Genomic DNA, 19672 nt, shown 5'->3' with positions numbered 1-19672 from the left:
TGACGTATTTTATGATGAGAACAGAAAATGAATGAGTATTCATTCATAAAATTTAAACGTATACTAACACCGGGGTGAGCATATTGACCACTAAAAAAAATGAGAAATACCAACTTATACTCCAGGGCGCCCTGAAAGTGTTCGCCGAGCATGGCTATCACCGCTCTCAGGTATCGAAGATTGCGAAAGCTGCTGGCGTGGCCGATGGAACAATCTATCTCTACTTCAAACGTAAGGAGGATATCCTAATCCACCTGTTTCAAGAAAAGCTCGGAGAACTGGTTAAGAAGTTCCACCAGAGCGTGGAAGGTATTACTGACCCTGTAGAAGCACTGCGTAAGGTCTGTTATATCCACTTTACTGAGCTTGAGGGCCATCCTGAGCTGGCTTATGTTACACAGATTGAGCTGCGGCAGAGCGATCTGGAACTGCGAAAAGAAATTGGAAGTGCGCTAAAGCCATATATTGTGCTCATCGAGAATATTCTGAAACAAGGTGTGGAGGAAGGCTGTTTTCGCCCTAGCCTAAATATTAAGCTGGTACGTAACCTCATCTTCGGATCTATGGATGAAGCCGTAACCTCCTGGCTGATCTCAGGCTCCAAGTATCCGTTAAGCGATCAGGTTGATGATACACTGGGCTTCTTCCTGCACGGCATTTCCAGCAAGGAGTGAGGAGTAGGCAATTCAACTGGAGCGAAGTAAGCAGCATGGATTAGCATTCGATGTTCAAATTGAAGGGAGAGTGAAATCTGATGAAGATTGTCGTATTACTCAAGCAGACATTTGATACGGAAGAAAAAATTGTGATCGATCATGGTTCGATCGCCGAGGATGGCGTGAAATTCATCATTAATCCATACGATGAGTATGCGGTTGAGGAAGCCGTTAAATTGCGCGATGAGCACGGCGGGAGTGTGACCATACTCGCTGTCGGACCAGCTCGAACTGCAGAAGCGCTGCGAACCGCACTTGCGATGGGCGCAGATGATGCAGTTCTTATCTCTGACGAACGTATACCTGATGACGAGTACGCCGTCTCCAAAGTGCTATATGCGTATTTGTCGAACAAACAGACCGATCTCATTCTTGGCGGTAACTTCTCTGTCGATCGAGGAGCCAGCCAAGTTGCCGTCCGCTTAGCCGGTCTACTCGGTATCCCGCATACAGGCTCTATCACGAAGCTTTCTATCAGCGGTGGTACAGCTGAAGTTCACCGGGATGCCGAGGGTGACCTTGAAGTAATTGAACTCTCCCTTCCAGCACTATTCACCGCTCAGCAAGGCCTCAACGAACCGCGCTATCCTTCCCTGCCCGGCATTATGAAAGCGAAGAAGAAGCCTTTCCAAACACTTACGCTAGATGACCTAGGCATCACGGAGAACGATGTTATCGCTGCAACGAAGCAGTCAGAACTATTTCTTCCACCCGAACGGAGCGCTGGACAGATTCTAAAAGGTACTTCGGCAGAGATGGCACATGAGCTCGTATCCTTGCTTCGTACACAGTCTAAGGTTATCTAACCCGATAACAAAGTCTAATATCATACTTCTGAATCCGGTGATATGCGCTTCATTATCCATGTACTTACTCTGATTGTATGGCTTAGGGGCCGTCCGTCATGCCATCCTCTTACAAGGACCCCCTTTGACTTGATTGATGGACTCATTCATTTATAATCTGGGAGGTCATGTTATGAGCAGAACCCTACTGGTGTACGCCGAATGTCGCGGAGGACAGTTGCGGCAGGTCGCCTTGGAAACACTTAGTGCAGCCCGCATACTCTCAAAAAACGGTGATCTCATTCGCATCTTACTCGTAGGACCGAATATTGCAGAAGCCGCTTCTGCCTTCCTTCCTTACGGGGTGGATACCATCTATACCATCGAACATGATGATCTGGAGCACTACTCTCCGGATGCCTATATGGCAGCAGTTCAAGCTGCATTACATGAAGCACAGCCGGATGTTGTACTATTCGGTCACACGGCTATAGGGCGAGATCTTGCACCGTTAACAGCAGCAGCTCTGAATGCTGGTCAGATTTCCGACATTACAGCCATTGAGATTAACGATGGCGAAGCCTCCTTTACCCGCCCCCTATATGCAGGCAAAGTGTTCGAGAAGCGTACGTTCCAGTCCGGACCATGGGTTGTGACTATCCGTCCGAACAATATCGCAGCAGCGGCACCTGTGCCAAGTGACGGGGATCCTAGCATCGTAGACATCCCTTATCCAGCTCCCTCCCTTCGCTCCGTTGTGAAAAATGTCGTTCGCAAAACTACAGGCCAAATCGATCTTGCTGAAGCCAAGATCGTTATCTCCGGTGGACGCGGCGTGAAAAGCGCCGACGGCTTCAAGCCGCTCGAAGATCTAGCAGATCTGCTCGGCGGCGCAGTAGGTGCATCACGCGGCGCATGCGATGCCGGATATTGCGATTATGCGCTGCAGATCGGGCAGACCGGCAAAGTGGTAACGCCCGAGATCTATATTGCCTGCGGCATTAGCGGTGCAATTCAGCACCTCGCTGGCATGAGTCAATCGCGTGTCATTATCGCAATTAACAAGGATCCGGAAGCGCCAATCTTCAAGGTAGCCGACTATGGAATTGTAGGAGACTTGTTCGACATCGTACCGCTGCTGATGGAAGAATTCCGTAAGGTGCTAGCTTAGTTAGCGTAGCCCTGCCTCTTACCACCGTAACCCTTCCTCCTTCGAAACGTTATGTATATAACGACTGTTCTCAAGGAGGTACAATGAAATCTACGGCAAGCAAAGAAAGCTCTCTCATGAAGCGTATCATTCTCACTTTTCCAGCCCTACTCGTACTAGGTGTTAGTTTCGCTTATAATTTCTGGCTCTCCGATGTATTTATCTCATTCGGCTTGGCACCCATGAAGACGTATTATCTGTTCCTAGTCATGATGGTTACCTTTATGCTTGGTTATTTCGCCGGGGAACTTCGCGCTTACCTCCAAGCCAAGCTGAAATGACCCCGCCCCAGACTAGCCAATCTTCACAAAACACATCAAATATCCTTAGCCTGTCTCACGGACGGGTTAAGGATATTTTCGTTATATTAATTTCCATATTTTAACGTCTGAAATGATAGGCGATATATAGTACGATTAATAGTGGCCTAAAGCTTATGACTAGAAAAAATTAAGGGATGATTTGAAGTGAACAGAAGAAAAAGAAAATTGCGTTGGCCGATTTGGCTATTTGCCGTTCTTTTATTGGCTGGTGCAATCATCGGAATTAACCTCATTATGCAAGATGTGACAGCTGGAAACAACGACGATATTGAGACTATCAAAGTTACATCTAGTACTTACCCTGGACTAAACATTGAAACGCGAACCAAAGAATCCAAACATTACATCTTGTCTATCAGCAGTCCTCTCGCCAGTACCAAGGAACTAAATACTCCTATTCAAAAGTGGATTAATGACCAAGAAGAACAATTTCTACACGATGTAGAGTTAAATAAAGAAGTGCTTTACGGCGATCGCCGTGCTGAGCTAAATATCACAGTGGATACGAATAAAATCAATGATCATATGTACAGTTTAGTGTTCACTTCCTATCAAATCACCGGTGGAGCCAACGGAAATGCATCGATGAAAGCATTTAATATCAATACAACGGAGAACAAGATTATACCTTTATCCGAAATTATGACGTTAAATAAAAGTGCAATTGATTATATCAGTTCCTATGTAAAGGAACATCTAAAGAAACAAAAGGATGTCGCAGATTATGTATTCGATGATTTCCTGAACGAAGTCTTGAGCAATACTTCAAAATGGAAATGGTCTATCAGTAATGAAGCATTTAGCCTATACTTTGATAAATTTGAGGTAGCAGCTGGTGCTGCAGGAACCATCGAAGTGGACATCCCCTTAACATCTCTACGGGATTACTTGAATAAAGATCTTATGGATACATTAAATATCTCTCAGAAGGATGAGGAAGCGAAAGAAGATCCTATCCCACAACCGGCTCCATTAGATCCTAAAGGAAAATATGTGGCACTTACATTTGATGACGGACCACACCCGAAGGTAACACCTCGAGTATTAAAAACGTTAGAAAAGTATAATGCAAAAGCTACATTCTTCATGCTCGGTGTACAGGTCGAGTACTATCCGAAAATAGCAAAAAAAGTATCCGAAGCCGGCCATGAGATCGCAAGTCATTCTGAAAGCCACCCGAATCTGGCAAATATGAGTTTAAGCGAAGTCCGTAAGCAACTAACCACGGCGTCAGAACGTATTGAGGGTGCGATTGGAAGAAAGCCTACACTGTTTCGTCCACCTTATGGTGCAATTAATGACGCTGTAAAAAAAGTAACAAAAGATCAAAATACACCTATCATTCTATGGTCTGTTGATTCACTGGATTGGAAAAGTCGAAACGCCCAAGCCGTGAAAAAAGAAATTGCAAATCATATCAAACCAGGCTCTATTGTTCTCATGCATGATATCCATCCTTCCACGGCAGATGCACTGCCTGAAGTGCTCGAATCATTAAAGAAACAAGGTTACCAATTCGTGACCGTTTCTCAATTATTGCAGCTGAATCAATCCTCAGGAATTGGCCCTTACTTCAATCAATAATGTATCTAAATTTCAAAAAGGCACAGACCCTAGTCTTTCTAAGGTCTGTGCCTTTTCTATATATAGAGTCGCTAACTCTTCCTTATACAGAGCATGGAATTAGCATTTCTAAAGAACTCATACGGAACACGCCGTTCCTCAATCTGCAATCCTTCTGTCTGCAGTTCAGCGATGATCTGATCTAGATACTCATACCTCGAACCCGATAGATCTACGAGTGGGAAGATTCGAAGCTCATCTGTTGTCACGCGCAGCAGCTCACGTAACGCATCACGATGAAATCCATAATCCAGTCGATCCCCGTACATGAACAGAAAATGCGCGGAGAGAACCAAATCAAACTGCCCATCTCTGAATGGAAGCTCTGGAATTGTCGCAGCTACATACCGATCAGGACGCTCCCTCATATCCTTCAAGCAGTCGCGAAGTGCCTGATCACGATGCCCTCTAAGTCCCTGTACATTCTCATAAAAGTCCCAGATGAATATATCCTTTGCTCTTTCCATCGTTTCGATCGCATGCTCGGTATCCTGTAGCCCTTTGTGCTCTAGATCGTCAATAGGATGATCATATGCAATATCACATGCCGTGATATTCAGTCCCTTCCCACTTCCAATCGCGGTGAACGAGCACGCCCCTGCCGGACAGTCAAGAATGTTCTTACCTGTTAGCTCCTGCAATCCAAGATCAAACATCTGCATATACTCTTCATACGTTCGGCCAACAAAAATAATACGCTCTAACTCGTTCTTTCTCTTCTGAACTCTACTCATCTCTTCTCACCTCAGCTAATGGGATTGGCTGCAAAGAGGCGGCACCTATGCCGACTCCGCTTGCTTATTTTACCATATGCTGGAGAATACTCCTATATAGCAAAATCGCCGCGATTTCTCTCAGCGATCACTTGTGTACTCATTATTTTAGTTGCAATTGAACATGACCAGGCCGCTGTCCAGCCGCAATTCTCTCATTAATACGATCAATTAATCCAGGAAGCTCACGCATCGTTCTAATCGTGAAATCAGCACCACTCGCGACAAAAGACTTCTCTGTTCTTGCAATCGCAGCTTCCTGTTCACCTGCCGACAATGCACTCAATTCCTCTAAGGTCAGCCCCATCTCGGAGCTGCCAACGGCTACACCCACAGACCATACACCTGCATTTACACCTTCATGAATATCCGAAGTCGTATCGCCTACCTTCACGACCTTCCATGCTGCCGATAGCTTAAGCTGTTCCATGTTTCTATAGATCATGAATGGGTAAGGTCGCCCGCAAGAGTTCGTATCATCCGGTGTAAAATAACAGTCTGGACTATAGCCCTTATCCTGAGCATTGGATACAACCACCTCCATCATCGTGTTCGTGTATCCCGTTGTTGATCCTATCCTCAATCCTTGATTACGCAGTTCTTCTACCGTCTCAATGACACCCGGGATCGGATCGGTATACTCGGATAAAGATGCCATCAGCGCAGGCTCAAATTCAGCGTAAAGATGCTCTACATCCGATTCAGTAAATGCTCTTCCGTACTTCTCTTCCCACAAAGCTGATACTCTTGGCATGGAGAGCATCGCTCGAATGTGGTCAATCTTCAGCATACCCATAGGCGCTCTAGCTTCGTCCATCGTCACTTCGATACCCGCATTTTTGAAAATATCCACGAACACGTTCACAGGGGCAAAACATCCAAAATCAACCGCAGTACCTGCCCAATCCAAGATTACACCTTCGATTTTGTTCATACGCTCACCACTCCCATGTATTGTTCTATAACATTGCACAGTGTATTAATGTCTTCCTCATAGATCTCACCGATATTCCCAATTCGGAACGTATCCACATCCGTCAGCTTACCTGGATAAATAACATACCCTCTTTCTTTTACATACGCATAGAACGCATCAAAGCTGAACCCTTCGCTCGGAAATAAAAATGTTGTAATAATCGGCGACTGCCTCTCATCCGAGATGTATGCATGAATACCTAACTGTGCCAATCGCTCCCTGAGCAACTGATTATTGTGCTGATATCTCGCAAATCTTGCGGATACGCCGCCTTCTTCGTCCAGCTCATCCAGTGCTTTCGAGAAGGCAGCAACGACGTGTGTAGGTGAGGTGTAGCGCCATTTTCCGGACTTATGCATCTCTTTCCATTGATCATATAAATCCAGCGACAAACTGCGCGCTATGCCTTCACAAGCCTCCAATTTATCCAGCTTGGCAATCACAAATCCAAACCCGGGAACACCCTGAATACATTTGTTCGCACTGCTAACAAGATAGTCAATTCCCAGCGCTGATACATCGATCTCAATACCACCAAAACTGCTCATTGCATCGATAATTAGTGTTGTTCCATATGCCGTGGAGAGCTTTGAGATCATTTTAAGTGGATTCAAGATCCCTGTGGTCGTCTCACAATGTACCATCGCAATATGCGTAATATCCTGATCCTCATTCAAGATCGCTCTTAGTTCTTCTTCAACCGGATATCCATTGTACTCTACGTTATATTCTGTATAATTCAGTCCCAGATAACTTGCCATCTTAACCATACGCTCGCCATATGCGCCATTCGTAATAATAAGCAACTTATCCTCGTCTGATACGGTAGAGGTTAACACAGATTCCACTGCAAAAGTACCGCTGCCCTGCATAAGTACGACCGTATACTCCTCTTCGTTCGCACCTGCAATTTCTAGAAGCTGCGCTCTTATTTTTTGCGTAATGCCTTTATAATCATCATCCCAGGTACAGCGATCATAGAGCATTTCCTCTTTTACCGTGCTCGATGTCGTGAGCGGTCCAGGAGTTAAAAGTTTATAGGTATTCATAGCTTCACGCTCCTCCTCAAAATGTCTGTGGTATCCACTGACCTTCCTTACTTCGCTGCATTGAAAATGTCCTGATGCTGCTTAAGCAGCTCCACAGTCAATGGGCTCTCAAAATTCATGGCATGTGCCGGCTTGTTCACATCCGATACCGTCTCACCTTCATAAAGAGCAACCGGATAACTCTTAATCAGTTCTGCCCTTGCATCTTTAATGATTGTCTCCGCCATTTTCATAGCTAATTTTGTTGTTTCGTTATCCTTGTTCACAACAGCGACAGCTTCTGTAAGCGAGAAGTTTCCTTCCGAAGGATCGATAAAGTCGATGGGTGCGCCTGATTCCTTCGCTTTAACGGCTTGGTGACGAAGACCGAAGCCAGCAGCCACTTCACCCGCCTGAACTTTCTTAATCGGACCAGATCCAGAGCTTTCGAGGTGAGGTCCTACATTTGCGATCAGATTTTTAAATACGTCATTTGCTCCATCTTCTCCATACTGACTAATCACGGATTGAACTAATAGCCACGCTGTTGAAGAATCCATAATGTTAGGAATCGATACCAGACCTTTGTATTCCGGTTTCGTCAAATCGTTGATAGATGTTGGAACAGGTAGCCCTTTCTCTTTGAGCACCTCAGTGTTTACAAAGATTGAACCCGTATTACCAAGCACTGGTGCATAATAGGCAGGGTAGGAATCGATAGCACCCGTTTCAAATTCAAGATCTTTGAACATAGCATTCTTACTCTGTGCACTTTCGAGGAAGTAAGAACTCATCGTCACGAGATCGGCTTCAATCTTACTTCCTTCAGCAATCAATTTACCGCCCAGTTCGGACGTTCCGAGGGACTGAAGGACATACTGGCCTTCAAAACCTCCATTTTTTAGCGAAGTCTCCATGGCACTGACCGCTTCTTCGTCGGCATTCGTATAAATGACCACCTTGTCAGATCCCGCCGCCTTGCCACTGCATCCGACCATCGTAAGTACCAGACTTGCAGCCAGTAAAGTTAACAACATACCCTTCATCGTCTTAAACATTGAATTCATCTCCTTTAGTGGTTGTATTTGAGGCTGAACTTCAGTAATGCATCTCTTCGCATGCGGATTATTCTTCCGATCACTGTTGTCTTTGGATTTCTTCGAATGATTGTTTAATTGTTGAAATCCAATGACAAAGCACATGCTTCCGATGCAGTTTTCCTGTGGAAAACTTGTAGGTGACCACTCCGTTTCTCCAGAATAATTCCGCATGCTCCGTTGAAGCTAATTCCTTCGATCAGAAATATCTTTTCTTGTTAGCGATTTACAGAGCTCCTCTTCTGCGCATAATCACATCCAACCTTGATGATCAGATTCGTGAAGAAGATCAGCATCGACAAGACAAAAATTTCATTAAACTTCGCAAAATGCTGAAGCTCTTTGATTTTGCTAGAGACTAGCGATGTCTGGGCCGAGACCAGAAAAATAATCCCGCTGACGGTTACCATCGCATTGATGAAGAAGTAGCTGATCATCTCAATCACCGTCGAAGCTGAATTCGGTAAGATGACACGTCTTACTGTCTTCAGCCAACTATCTCCAAGCAGTTCTCCTGTCGTCTCCCAGGAGGGATTCATTTTGGAGAGTGAATTCTTCGCCATGAGATATGGTGTCGTGAAGAAGTGAACGATGTTGCAGAGTACAATAATGGCGAATGTGCCCTTGAGACTGCTACCGTTAAAGAGCAGCAGGTATGATATCCCGAGCACCATACCGGGTATGGTGTTGGTCATCATGGATATCACATCTAGCGAGGATCTCGACTTCAAGGAAGTCCTCACATTCAGAAGTGCTGAGCTGTACGCGATCAATGTCCCGAAGACAGCAGTGAGAGCAGCAACCCACAATGAATTTTTGTAAACACCGGATAAATCACTCGATTGGAACACATTGACCACATGCTTGAAGGTGAATGTCAGATCGTAAGGATAGCTATTCATCCAAGGCGCAATGAACATAACCACGAATATGGACAGCATAGCTAGTAGAATGATGCTTGATACCATACCCAGGCTCACATCTCTGACTTTATGCTCCGGTAGCTCCACTTCGCTTGTTTTGTCATAATGGAAGTTCAGCTTCTCGAGATAACCAAGCAGCCATATCCCGAATACAGCAGGGATCAGCATCAGTACCGCGATGACCGCACCGTTATTGAAATCCGGTATTGAACCTAGCATGACCTGATAGAGCTGTGTCGCTACGACGGAGTATGTACCACCAACTGAAGCAGGTATCCCGAAATCCGTAAAGCTTAGGATAAAGGAAAGAACGAATGCACCCCCTAGAGAACCGGATAACGGCCGAGCCACGGTATTTTTGAAGCTTCTCAGCGTTCCGTCCCCCATCAACTTAGAGACAATAATAAATTTCTTATCAATGTACTTAAATGCGTTATGAATTAAGAGGAAGGCTGGCGGCAACGTATAGATCACATAGCCGATCAGCAGTCCATTAAAGCCATAAATTTCGAATACATTCTGCCCTACGATTTTGGTGATGAGCCCTTGATTCCCGAAGGAATACATAATCGCGAACCCATAAGTAATGGTTGGTAGCAGCATTGGAACAACGATTCCGGTTCGTAGCAAGGTTTTAATCGGAGTATAAATTTTGGTGCAGTGAATCGCGTACGCTAATGTAAATGCTAGAATCGTCGTGATTACAGCTGTCACCGTTGATACCTTCACACTGTTACCAATGGCAACAAGTAACTCCGGTTTCGAGAGAATGGTCAGATAATTCGAGAGACCAAATCCCTGACTCGTCTGCAAAGATCGAAAGAACAAGATAGCCAGAGGTACGAGCAGAAAACCTGCAAAAATCAGTAGGATGAGTGAGTACATCACTCGCATTTCGGGCTTCACCTTACGCATATTGCTCACCGAATAAGTTATAAATATTGTGCCTCTTAATCTGTAGCTGACCGATAATGAATTCCTTCACAAAATCGTTACTCGGCTGATTGATGATTTCCCTCGGTGTTCCGTATTGTGAAATATGGCCCTGGTTAATAATTAGAATTTTGTCCGACAAGGTCAGTGCTTCTTCCGGATCATGCGTCACGATAATCGTTGTCAGCTTGAACTCTCTAGCAATAGACTGGATGCGCTGTTTAATCGATTCCTTAATGACACCATCAAGAGCGCTTAGCGGCTCATCCAGCAGTAAGATTCGGGGCTTCGTTACTAGCGTCCTTGCCAAGGCTACTCTTTGCTTCTGCCCACCAGATAGCTCCCCAATCTTCTTATTCAAATGAGGTGTGAGCTCCAAAAAGTCGATATACTCTTGAACCTCTTTCTCTGTCACCAGACCCTTCTTATTCTTGAGGGCATATACGATATTTTCGTAAGCGCTCAGGTTAGGGAACAGTGCATAGTCCTGAAATACGATATTAAATCCACGATCCTTCATTGGGACCCTACTCAAATCCTGATTGTTAAAAATAATGGATCCACCATCGAGCTTCGTTAATCCGAGAATAATATTGAGTAATGTTGTCTTCCCGCTTCCGCTCGGACCGAGTAGAGAAACGATTTCTCCTGTATTGATGACAAGATCAATATCCTCCAGAACGACTTTGTCATCGAATTGTTTGCGTATGTTTTGCAGCTTTAGCAAACGTTGCACCCCCCTTAAACACATCCTCAGTATAAAGTCGAAGTGTAAAAGCGAATCTCTCTCCATGTAAATTCTGCGTAAATTATGCATATATGATTACCAACTTATAGCTAACTCTTGACCAACTTTATCTGTGATAAGAACGAAATGAATGGATGAAGGAGGGGAGACTATTGAATGTAAGCGTGGCTATGAGTACACTAGGATTGAAATATCAGCCAACAGATGACAACATGGAATGGGTGATTGTATGTTTCCACTTGAGAGGCAACAGAAGATTATGGATCTCCTCAAGCTGAAGAAAGTTCTGAAAATCTCAGAGTTGACCGAAGAACTGAATATCTCCGTTGATACGCTGCGCCGAGATCTAAATACTCTGACCAAGCAAGAGAAGATCGAGAAAATCTATGGTGGGGTTAAACTCGTAGAATCGAAGTTTGCTGAATCATCGATGGACGAGCGGATGGTTAGTCATCTGGAGGAAAAAGAAAGAATCGCACTTAAGTGTACAGAATTTATTCAAGATGGTGACTGCATCTATCTGGATAGTGGCTCAACCACCTATCAAATCGCTAAGTATATTAAACATTTCAAGAACCTAACGGTAGTTACGAATTCCATTCCCGTAGTTAATGAACTCATGAACAGCAGTGTCGAGCTGGTGATCATCGGGGGTAAAATCAGGCTGAACGAGCAATCTGTCGTAGCCTATGATTATATCTTTAACTTTGACCAATTAAATATTTTGAAGGCCTTTCTGTGCGCAAGTGGCATTACCGTAGAGAAGGGAATTTCCGACTATAACCTAGAGGAAGCCATCACCCGCAAAAAGATCATCGACATGTCGAAAGAAATCTACGTGGCCGCAGACAGTACCAAATTTGGTAAGGATGTTACCGTATCGATCGCCTCACTTGATAAGATTGACGTCCTTGTCACCGATGCAAATCTGAATAAGAATATGATCCAGAAGTTCAGAAAAACAAACACCAAGCTCATCATTGCAGAAGGACCCTGATTCCATATCGTTATCCAATCGAGGGGCAGCTTACTTTTAACTATAACCGGACATAACAAAAGGGAGCACCCGAGTGCTCCCTTTATCATTCCAGCATAAGCATAGTACCTAATAAATTGTAAATCGCTATAACTTAATTCGTCACATCATTCACCTTATCCTTATTCGAAGCCTCTTCAAGTCGCTGGAACCGTTTCAGATCAGCCTTTCGTATCGGTATAGGTTCACGACGCAGCAATTTCCCCATGGCTACAATAAGCAGTAAAAGCAGCACGGTGAATGGTAAGGCTGCAATCAGAGAAGCGGTCTGCAGCGCCTCTAGTCCTCCGGTGAATAGTAACACACCTGCAATAGCGGCCATCAACACGCCCCAGACAATTTTGGCAAGCATGGGCGGATTCAAATCCCCTTTTGTTGTCATACTGGACAGAATATACGTTGCAGAATCCGCAGAAGTAACGAGGAATGTTAGAATCAGCAGAATTGAGAGTACAGACATTAACGTTGATAGTGGTAATTGGTCAAGCATACTGAACAGTGCTGTCGTGACATCCGCATTAACAGCTGCCGCAATTCCCGTGCTTTCATGCAGATCGAACCAGAGCGCTGTTCCACCAAATGCAGCAATCCAGAGACATGCAATGAGTGGTGGAACAATCATAACTCCCATAATAAATTCCCGAATGGTTCTTCCTTTGGATACTCTCGCTATAAACGCTCCTACATAAGGGGACCATGCAATGGCCCATGCCCAGTAAAATATCGTCCAGTCTCTAACCCAAGTCCCTTCGGCATAAGGCTGTAGACGTAAGCTGTACTGAATAAAGTTGGTGAAGTAATCCCCCAGGGCCAGCGTAAAGGACTCCATAATGAACACAGTTGGCCCCATGGTCAATACAAATACGAGGAAACATAGTGCCATAGCTAGATTGAGGTTACTTAAATATTTAATCCCTCGATCAAGCCCAGAGGTGGATGAAATCATATAAGCAATGAAGATGAATGCTAACAAGCCGAGTTGAACAAGTGAAGTGTTCCTGATACCTGCAACCGACTCCAGCCCTCCACCCATCTGCATGACACCTAATCCGATGGAAGTAGCTATCCCCATGACCGTTGCAACAACAGCCAGAATATTAATCGTGTTCTTTACTACCGTTTTTTTGCCGACCACAGGTTCAAGTGCTGTGGATACAAGCCCATCCTTCTTCTTGCGGAACTGAAGAAACGCGATAACAAGCCCGACCAATGCAAATATAGCCCATTGGCTAATTCCCCAGTGGAAGAATGAATACCCCATTGCGATTCGTGCAGATTCCACACTTTGAGTCTCAACTCCAGCAAAAGGTGTAGTAAAGAAGTGGCTCATCGGCTCGGCTACACCCCAGAATACAAGACCTACACCAAAACCAGCTGAGAACAGCATCCCAATCCATGTGAAAAAGGAATATTCCGGCTTCTCCTTATCACCGCCCAGACGGATAGAGCCGTATTTACTAGCAGCCACCCAGATTAGAAACACAATGATAACAAATATAGCTAGCAGGTAGAACCAGCCGAAATTATTAGTCGTAAAATCAAACAAGAACGAAGCAGCGTTCTCGAATGCTTGCGGTACAATGGCTCCAAGTATTGCAAGAACAGCAATGATGACTGCTGAAACAGTAAAAACGGTGTTCTTCAATAGTTTTCCAATCACTTTCACTTCACCCCAACCCATTTATTGATCAAATATTAATAGCACATAAGTTTTTAACCAATTTTGCTCGATTCAATCGTTTTTCGGTGTAAAAAGAGCAAGTTAGCTTATCGATAACAGCACAAAAAGAGCACAGTCATAAGGACCGTGCTCTAATTTATAGTTTTACTCTGATTTCAATACCGCAGTTAGACCTTCCAGATCAAGCCCGTCTATAGCGAAGGCTTTACGGATCAATTCAGGCGCTACAAACTCGTCATATTTTCCGAGATAAGGAGCTTCATTCGCATCCAGCAATGCCTCTGGCCCTACCGATTCACACTCATTTAGCTCAGACATGATCTCATGCATTAGCTGATCCGCATCCGTCTTCCCCGCAACAACCATATAATAAGGTTCCATCGGCACGACCGAACGGAGCGCCAGACGCTTCGTCAGGTTATGCTTAAGCAGACGCTCTAGTGTACGGAACTGCTTACTGCCTGCCCAAGGCAAAATAAACATGGAGTCGCCTCCTGCCGGAATGACAGCGCACTTCAAGAGTCCACTCTCGCGGGCCAGACGCCGGGCCCTCTCCAATCGGTTCACGGCTCCGGGTGCCAAGTAAGGATAGAGCGTGTTATCTGCCAAAATCTCGCGCATTTTGCGAAGAATACGTGTATGTACGTCACCACCTGCACCAAGCCAAAGGGTATCGACCTTGCCCTTCGATGACTTAACATATAGCGCTTTATGCTTCGTATCCACTTCCTCCACCTTCCACAGCTTACCTGCAAGCGAGAAGCAGTATCCAGGCGGGGGAACCGTTGTAATCGAACCAATCTCCTCCGAACCGTTATATACAACATGCTCCTCATCGTCTTTAAAGACAGCATAGAAACGGAAATTATTCACGATTCTTTCGCCCGTCAAGCCGATAATCAGAGGACCTTCATCAGTACGCTGAATATGGTCTGTCTGCAAAAGGTAATTCAGAAAGATCCGATATTCATCTGGTTCAATCCCTCGGAATGCAGGAAGTGTAAGTACCGCTCTTGCCAGCTCTGCAGGCTCAGCTTCTCCCATGCTTTTTAGAATACTCATCGTCTGATGATATAAGAGCCCCATGGGTTTGTCTCGAAGCTGCAGCGGCTCAACCCACTTGTCCCGCACATACAGCTCAATGACTGCAATGGCCCGCAGCAGCGTCCATGGCATTCGAGCCGGAAGCTGTGCCTCTTCGTCCTCTTCTTCCGGGCACAAGAAGAGCATCTCCGACGCTTGCCCTCGTCGTCCTGATCGGCCGAGACGCTGCACAAAGCTAGAGCAGCTATATGGCGCTCCGAGCTGGATCACTCGCTCCAGCTCCCCGAGGTCAATGCCAAGCTCAAGAGTAAGCGTAGCCGCAGCAACCGCTGGACCAGGGCCGCTTCGAAGCGCTGCCTCTGTCTCTTCACGCAGCATGGCGGAGATGCTTCCATGATGGACATGGAAGACATCTGGCTGCTGCCGCTTCGCGGCAATTCGCCGCATCTCCAGTGTTGTAAGCTCCGCGTTCGAACGGGAATTGGTGAAGATGAGTGCTTTTTTCAGGTGGGTATGATTGTATACAAAGTCATAGTACGCCTTCTGCGCGTGCTCCAGCTGCTCTGCCTGCTTCTCATCCCTCGCATCGGGGAACGAGAAATGCTCCACACTAATTCGCAGCTTTCGGCCGCCCTGAGGCGACACAACTTCAACCGGATAACGCGTCCCGGCAGCAAGCCAGCCCGCTGCTGTCTCATAATCGCTGAGTGTCGCTGATAGGCCGATTCGCCGAGGAGTGCATGAGGCCATCCGTTCGATCCGCGTCAGCTGACTGAGCACCTGAATTCCCCGGTCTGCCCCCATAAATGCATGGACCTCGTCAATGATCACATACCGCAGGTCCTGAAACAGTGCTGGTATCGCATTTGGTCGATTCATGAGCAGACCCTCAAGAGACTCTGGTGTAATCTGGAGAACACCGGAAGGCTTTTGCATCAGCTTCGTCTTCTCCGCTTGCGATACATCTCCATGCCAGTGCCAGACGGGAACCTCACCTTCTCGCAGCAGCTCCTGAATCCGTTCAAACTGATCGTTGATCAATGCCTTCAGCGGGCCGATATACAGAATCCCAACTGAGGATGAGGGACGTTCATACAGCTCTGTAAGCGCAGGGAAGAATGCAGCTTCCGTCTTACCAGACGCTGTGCCCGAAGCAATGAGTAGGTGACTTGATGTATCGAATAGCACCCTGCAAGCATCAACCTGCGCTTCGCGAAGCGTGTCCCATTGTTTGCGGTATATAAACTCCTGTATAAATGGCGCTAGTCTAGCGAATGGGTTCGCACTCATAGTTCAAACTCCGCCAAGAAGTCACCCATGTCATCCGCATCATCTGGTTTTGCAGCCCCGTCCTTTGAAGCAGGTAATTCCGGCGATGCCATTTTACCGAGTAATTGCTCAAAAGTAGTATCTGGATGCTGATGCAGTGTGTGTAAAAGGTCCATAAAATCACGCACGACTTCACGGGTCGTCAGCAGTTCCTCCGCTCCCAAGCGCGAAACTGCCTGCTGCATGAATGCGATCAGTTGCTCGTCTGTGAGCATGGCAGGGTATTGAAAATGCAGAGCATGAATATCTCTAAGCTTTTGCAGCAGGATGAGGATTTCCTCATAAGAGAGCATATCCAGCTTCAAGATTGGAGAGGTATACGTCTTCAGTCCACTGTTACCATAACGGCCATCAATCAGGCGAGAACGTAGGGCATCATAGCTGAATAGTCCACGCCGCTCATCTTCTACGAATTGAGGCGTGCCGCCCATAAATATACCTAGATGCTCTGCCTTGCCTTGCATCGTATCATTGAATATTGTCAGCAGCTTCTCATAGTTGCTCTGACGTGAGATGGAGTTCGTAATCTTATACAGGTTCACGCCTTCGTCAATGAATAATAGCAATCCTTTATAACCGATTGCCGCTGTGAACTCTGACCACAGCTTAATATAGTCATACCAGCTGTCATCGTCGATAATAACGCCGACACCAAGGTCTTTACGCGCCTCCGTCTTTGTCGGATATTCACCCCGTAGCCAGCGCAAAGCAGCCTGCTTACGGTCATCATCACCTAACTTATAGCTGTTCCAGTATGCTGCAAGCACCTTCGCGAAATCGAATCCGTGTACGAGATTCTGCATACTGCTCGTGACTGCATAAATTCGCAGCTCTACCTGCTCGTTCAGCGCAGCATCACCCGGACGAAGCCCTGTCTCTTGCATCATCTCCTGTTGAATCGCTGCGATCCACTTCTGTAGAATCGTCTCTAGCGCGCCACCATCAGGACGCGTGCGCGTTGAGAGATGGGTCATGAGCTCACGATAAGTAGCAAGCCCTTGGCCCTTCGTACCAACCAGTCTACGTTCAGGTGACAGATCCGCATCTGCTACTACAAAATCACGGTCCATTGCATAGTTACGGATGACCTGCAGAAGGAAGCTTTTTCCGCTGCCATAGCGGCCCGTAATCAATTTAAAAGCCGCTCCGCCTTCCGCAATGTTGTCCATATCGCGCAATATAGCTTCGACTTCTGGCTTACGGCCGACTGCAATATGTTCAAGTCCTACTCGGGGGACCACCCCAGCCGTCAGTGAGTTGACCAGCGCGGTGGTTAGGCGCTTCGGTATCTTCAGTTCTTTCATCGTTTGATCACCTCATCAATTGATCAAGCATGGTTATATATTCATCCACGAGAGTCTCGCCGTCGATCAATAGATCGCCGATCGTTTCCATCGCGGCCTCATTAATTTCATCAATTAGCAGGGCTGGCATTGAGCCTGCACCTTCGGCAACTGCTTGAAGTGCGGTCATGTCCGGACCTGATTTCAGCGCGTACAATACTTCAAGATGTACTGGACTAAGTTGCGAAGCCAATTCTCCCCACTCTTCATCCAGATGCTCCGTATGCCAGATGATCCCCGCAGGAGATGGTACATCCATCGGCGTGGAGTTCTTGTTATCTACGGTGAAGGTTGGGACCTCCTCAGCCTTAGTGTCCAGCAGTTCTGATTCCTTGTCTTCATTCAGAGTAGATAACCCGTCAACTTCTGTAGGGGCTAACTCAGCTTGTACAGCTTGTACCGCTTCACCAAGCTCAAAAATATCCATCTGAAGTGGCACATCCCGCCTCTGTGTCTTCTTCACAGATTGGGCAGACCTCGCCGAATTACCCGAAGATGCGGATGATGCTCCTGTCTGTCGTTGTAATGCCGCGCTGACTTCTGCTCCCGTTGTCGACTTCGTTAAGGTCTCCGATTCATCGATCAACAGCATGTCACGAACATCATCCGACTCCTGCTGAATACGTCGTAACTTTGCAGCATCGATCTGCACCTCTGGCTGTGCGGCCTTCTCCTTGGAATCATCGCTGGCTGGCTGTATCTCTTTCTTCAAGAAGCGTGCTACCAGCTCCTCGATTTCCGGCTCAACTTCAATTCCACGAAGTCTTCCCTTGAATCCACGAAGTTCACGCAGTTTATTCTCCATCATCCGAATGAGCTGCGTTATATAATGACGAAGAGGCGGATGCTCGCTGATCGGTAACGTCATAACGGTAGCCGTACGTCCATATATATCATAGTCATATACAGCGCTACGGAATACGTATCTTTCAGACTTCTTCTCCCTAGGGCGGAATAGTTCAATAAGACGCTGGCCTCTCGTTCTCCCAAGATACGCATCGACAAGGGCGACCACCTTCGGGCCATACGTCTTCATGTCTTTACGCCCACCTTCCTGATAGAATCGACTCTTGTCAGGCTCATAGTCCATCAGATCAGAGAGCAAGTCCCAGTTCAGCAGGATCGGCTGAGCAGATAATCTACGCAGCCACTCCAGCTCCTTCAGCTCACTGGATAAGCTGCGCGGAATCCCTTTATAGGTATCCGTTACCGGCATGTCCAAGCCATGTATCAACGAGAAATCGAACAACCATTCTCTCGCATAGGTGTCCAGCTTAGAATATCGCTCCCTATAAGCCTTCCAAACGTTACATAGCAGTTGATAGCCTTGAGCTGGATTACTCCACCCAATCCCGTTAATTAGCTCATACATATATAGAAACAAATACGATAAATCACTGTCAGGATAACGACCTGAGCGTACCTCCTCACGCCAATAGAAATACCATTTATACTGTGCTGAAGTCATATTATCGTAGGTAGGCCAATAACTCTTAAAAGGTACAAATGGATGCTCCAGCTCCACATGCCACGCCAGCTCACGGGCTCTCATGGCAAATTGCTGTTCTCGGGAATAGTAACGTACGCCATCATAGGATGGGGTTACTGAGGTGGACGGAGCAGAAGAGTTTTGGTACCCTTCATGCTCATATGTCTCGGAAGAATTTTTCGCTGTAATCGACCCAGAAGGTTCTTTCGCATCCCTAAAGTTAAGATCAGCCGTGGAAAGCTCCGCAAAAGACCGCTTCTCTTGCTTCATATCGACGCTTCCACTTCGACCTTCATTACTATCTATTTCAGGATTTCTTGCTGGAAGAGGCATATTCCTCTCCTCACCGCCCAGCTCGAATTCAGCGAACCGAATATCATTGTCACGTACGATGGTATGCTGAATAAGATCGATATTGCTTTTATTATTTTTCTTGATATGATCCATGAATTCGCACCTCCATCATTCCACCAATTATACCATTCCCGCCTATTGGCTGAGCCGTTCTTTTACAAGTTCTTACTGTGCATCTATACTATTAGAAACCGTTATATCGTGTAACCAAAGAACATATGTTCCATTTTAGCATAGGAAAAGGGCTGCTGTCTGCTGCTT

At 46.2% G+C, this 19672-nt stretch carries 16 protein-coding genes; 6 read left to right on the top strand and 10 right to left on the bottom strand.

What is annotated here, in order from left to right; all coding sequences use genetic code 11:
• Positions 1–83: 83 nt before the first annotated feature.
• From ACK8P5_RS01620 to ACK8P5_RS01600, 5 genes are all read left to right on the top strand, one after another.
• The gene (locus ACK8P5_RS01620) at positions 84–674 is read left to right on the top strand and encodes a TetR/AcrR family transcriptional regulator (RefSeq protein ID WP_422659265.1); all 591 of its coding nucleotides are present in this window, start codon (positions 84–86) and stop codon (positions 672–674) included.
• 80 nt (positions 675–754) lie between these two features.
• A complete protein-coding gene (locus tag ACK8P5_RS01615) occupies positions 755–1522 on the top strand; it encodes an electron transfer flavoprotein subunit beta/FixA family protein (RefSeq protein ID WP_422659264.1) in 768 nt (255 codons plus the stop codon).
• A 172-nt stretch (positions 1523–1694) separates the two neighbouring features.
• A complete protein-coding gene (locus ACK8P5_RS01610; RefSeq protein WP_422659263.1) occupies positions 1695–2672 on the top strand; it encodes an electron transfer flavoprotein subunit alpha/FixB family protein in 978 nt (325 codons plus the stop codon).
• Between the two features lie 83 nt (positions 2673–2755).
• Positions 2756–2992 carry a hypothetical protein gene (locus ACK8P5_RS01605; protein ID WP_422659262.1) on the top strand — a complete coding sequence of 79 codons (237 nt, stop codon included), beginning with the start codon at positions 2756–2758 and terminating at the stop codon, positions 2990–2992.
• 186 nt (positions 2993–3178) lie between these two features.
• Complete coding sequence (locus ACK8P5_RS01600) at positions 3179–4618, top strand: polysaccharide deacetylase family protein (RefSeq protein ID WP_422659261.1); 1440 nt, start codon at positions 3179–3181, stop codon at positions 4616–4618.
• 71 nt (positions 4619–4689) lie between these two features.
• Here ACK8P5_RS01600 and ACK8P5_RS01595 read toward each other — a convergent pair whose 3' ends face one another.
• The 6 genes from ACK8P5_RS01595 to ACK8P5_RS01570 all read right to left on the bottom strand — a co-directional run bounded on the left by ACK8P5_RS01595 (position 4690) and on the right by ACK8P5_RS01570 (position 11114).
• Positions 4690–5391 carry a methyltransferase domain-containing protein gene (locus ACK8P5_RS01595; RefSeq protein ID WP_422659260.1) on the bottom strand — a complete coding sequence of 234 codons (702 nt, stop codon included), beginning with the start codon at positions 5389–5391 and terminating at the stop codon, positions 4690–4692.
• 142 nt (positions 5392–5533) lie between these two features.
• Positions 5534–6364: a phosphonoacetaldehyde hydrolase gene (gene phnX, locus ACK8P5_RS01590; RefSeq protein WP_422659259.1), complete on the bottom strand. Its 831-nt coding sequence runs from the start codon at positions 6362–6364 to the stop codon at positions 5534–5536.
• Positions 6361–7455, bottom strand: a complete 1095-nt coding sequence (gene phnW / locus ACK8P5_RS01585; protein ID WP_422659258.1) for a 2-aminoethylphosphonate--pyruvate transaminase — start codon at positions 7453–7455, stop codon at positions 6361–6363. Before phnW ends, phnX begins: the two co-directional genes overlap by 4 nt.
• Positions 7456–7502: 47 nt before the next feature.
• Positions 7503–8492, bottom strand: a complete 990-nt coding sequence (locus tag ACK8P5_RS01580; protein ID WP_422661337.1) for an extracellular solute-binding protein — start codon at positions 8490–8492, stop codon at positions 7503–7505.
• A 257-nt stretch (positions 8493–8749) separates the two neighbouring features.
• Complete coding sequence (locus ACK8P5_RS01575; protein WP_422659257.1) at positions 8750–10369, bottom strand: ABC transporter permease subunit; 1620 nt, start codon at positions 10367–10369, stop codon at positions 8750–8752.
• Complete coding sequence (locus ACK8P5_RS01570; protein ID WP_422659256.1) at positions 10362–11114, bottom strand: ABC transporter ATP-binding protein; 753 nt, start codon at positions 11112–11114, stop codon at positions 10362–10364. The genes ACK8P5_RS01575 and ACK8P5_RS01570 overlap by 8 nt, the downstream gene beginning before the upstream one ends.
• 250 nt (positions 11115–11364) lie before the next feature.
• Here ACK8P5_RS01570 and ACK8P5_RS01565 point away from each other — a divergent pair, with 250 nt between their 5' ends.
• A complete protein-coding gene (locus ACK8P5_RS01565; RefSeq protein WP_422659255.1) occupies positions 11365–12132 on the top strand; it encodes a DeoR/GlpR family DNA-binding transcription regulator in 768 nt (255 codons plus the stop codon).
• A gap of 133 nt (positions 12133–12265) precedes the next feature.
• Here the strand turns inward: ACK8P5_RS01565 and ACK8P5_RS01560 are convergent, their stop codons facing one another.
• The 4 genes from ACK8P5_RS01560 to ACK8P5_RS01545 form a co-directional block, all read right to left on the bottom strand.
• Entirely contained in the window at positions 12266–13852 is a 1587-nt protein-coding gene (locus tag ACK8P5_RS01560) for a BCCT family transporter (RefSeq protein ID WP_422659254.1), read from the bottom strand.
• 144 nt (positions 13853–13996) lie between these two features.
• Entirely contained in the window at positions 13997–16186 is a 2190-nt protein-coding gene (locus tag ACK8P5_RS01555; RefSeq protein WP_422659253.1) for a DEAD/DEAH box helicase, read from the bottom strand.
• Positions 16183–17529, bottom strand: coding sequence for an ATP-binding protein (locus ACK8P5_RS01550; RefSeq protein ID WP_422659252.1), 1347 nt, complete (start codon positions 17527–17529; stop codon positions 16183–16185). The genes ACK8P5_RS01555 and ACK8P5_RS01550 overlap by 4 nt, the downstream gene beginning before the upstream one ends.
• 7 nt (positions 17530–17536) lie before the next feature.
• Positions 17537–19504 (bottom strand): TerB N-terminal domain-containing protein, encoded by a 1968-nt coding sequence (locus tag ACK8P5_RS01545; protein WP_422659251.1) that lies wholly within the window; start codon positions 19502–19504, stop codon positions 17537–17539.
• Between the last annotated feature and the right edge of the window lie 168 nt (positions 19505–19672).

The organism is Paenibacillus sp. EC2-1 (genome assembly GCF_049311625.1).
Lineage (GTDB): Bacteria > Bacillota > Bacilli > Paenibacillales > Paenibacillaceae > Paenibacillus_AQ.
Note: the sequence above shows the minus strand (reverse complement) of the source record. Positions and strands in the feature narration are given on the sequence as shown.